This window comes from Stenotrophomonas pictorum JCM 9942, assembly GCF_001310775.1.
Taxonomy (GTDB): Bacteria; Pseudomonadota; Gammaproteobacteria; order Xanthomonadales; family Xanthomonadaceae; genus Stenotrophomonas; species Stenotrophomonas pictorum.
In genome coordinates this window covers 1-1,532 of the sequence record NZ_BAZI01000523.1, presented here as the reverse complement: position 1 = coordinate 1,532, position 1,532 = coordinate 1, and the positions used below count along the sequence as shown (strand labels likewise).

2 protein-coding genes are annotated in these 1,532 nt (G+C 67.2%); both read right to left on the bottom strand.

Translation table 11 applies throughout. The features are described from left to right. The coding region (locus tag JCM9942_RS15680; RefSeq protein ID WP_218185510.1) for a hypothetical protein at positions 1-1,202 on the bottom strand (1,202 nt) is incomplete at its 3' end. A gap of 79 nt (positions 1,203-1,281) precedes the next feature. Further along, positions 1,282-1,532: hypothetical protein (locus JCM9942_RS15675; protein ID WP_218185509.1), on the bottom strand; the 251-nt coding region annotated here is incomplete at its 5' end.

Below are 1,532 nucleotides of genomic sequence, written 5' to 3'. Positions count from 1 at the left end.
GCGGCCTGCTGGCCCGGCCCGGCACCTGCAGCGGTGCGCGGCGGCGTGCCGCCCGTACCCCCGCCGAGCAAGGCCTGAAGCACCGGCAACAGCGTCTCCACCGTGGTATGCCGTGCCGCGTACAGATACATGCCACCACCGGCACTGTCCTCGCTGGGCTGGTCGAGGCGATCGGCCCACTCCTGCGCCGCCTTGAGCGCGGTTTCCGATTCACTGAACACCAGCAGGGCATTGGCCGAGGACACCGGCACGAACGAGACCACGCCGTTGCTGCCCGGGCCAGTCTTGACCGCGATACCCTGCCCGGCCAGCACCTCGCGCAGATCGCGGGCCAGCAGGTCGGCAGGCACATAGAGCGGATTGATGCGCAGCGAGCGCTTGCCGATCAGACCACCGCCATCCAACACCATGACCGCGCTCATGGCGGCACGCACGGCATCGCCCGGGCCGCTGATCAGCAGCGCATTGGCCTCGATCAACTCGGTGAAGTTGACCTGATGGCTACCAAACAGGCTGCGCACCTGCCCAGCCACCGCGCCGGGCTGGGAAACCTCCAGCGGCATGGCCACAAACACGGTGCGTTGGCCCGCCGGCACATCCGGCAAAGAGCGGGTGGCAAGCAAGGCAGGCAAGTCACCGCCCCCCTGCCCCTGGCTGACGGGCTGGAAGCGCAACACGCCCCCCAGCTCGTTGATCTTCACCCCATAGGCGCCCAGCACTTCCTGCGCGATGGTGTAAGCCTTGGCGGGAGACTGCGGCTCGGTGAGGCTCAGGCTGAGCAATTCCGGGCGATTACGCAGGGACTGGTCGATCTGCACGCCGAAGCCCAGCTCCATGCCGAACACGACATTGATGAAGGACTCGATGGAAACACCTTCCAGCACGAGGGCCACCTGGCGCTTGCGCGGGATGACCTGCGGCACCGGGCTGGGCGCCGGAGTGGCCTCCGCCGTTGAAGTGGTGCCACGGGATGGCGCCAGCACCGGGCCTTCTTCGACCAGCGGCCGCTTGCGGGTAGCCGCTTCCGCTCCTTCAAGCACCTCGGAACCGGCCTGCCCCTGCTTGGGCGGGCGCAGGGGTTCGGGGAACCTCACAGCGGTACTGGCACAACCGGCCAGCAGACTGAGCAGGAAGGCCCCCAGAAAAACGCGTGCGGCAGACTGCCGGTTGCGCGCCGGGGCCTCATGCGACCGATTGATCATGCGGGTACTCATCCTGTTCAAAACATGCGCAAAAGTGCGCTGGTCCAAATGATTCGAGCCCGTGCCGCGCGCGGAAGAATCATTGTCCACCTTGGAATTCATTGAAGATTTCGCGCTGCTGGCGTTTGCCGTCGGCATCGAGCCAGACCACCCGGCGACCGTTTACCTGCAGCACGTGGCCGCCTTCCGGCAAGCGTGCGCCTGCGCGCAGGCGTACCACACCGGTACCGTTGACCTGGAAGATGGCGGTGTAGTTGCGACCATCCTTGGAGACGCCTACCGGCACTGGCGGTGGTGGCGGAGGCGGCCCCGCCTCCGCCGGGGGCGGCG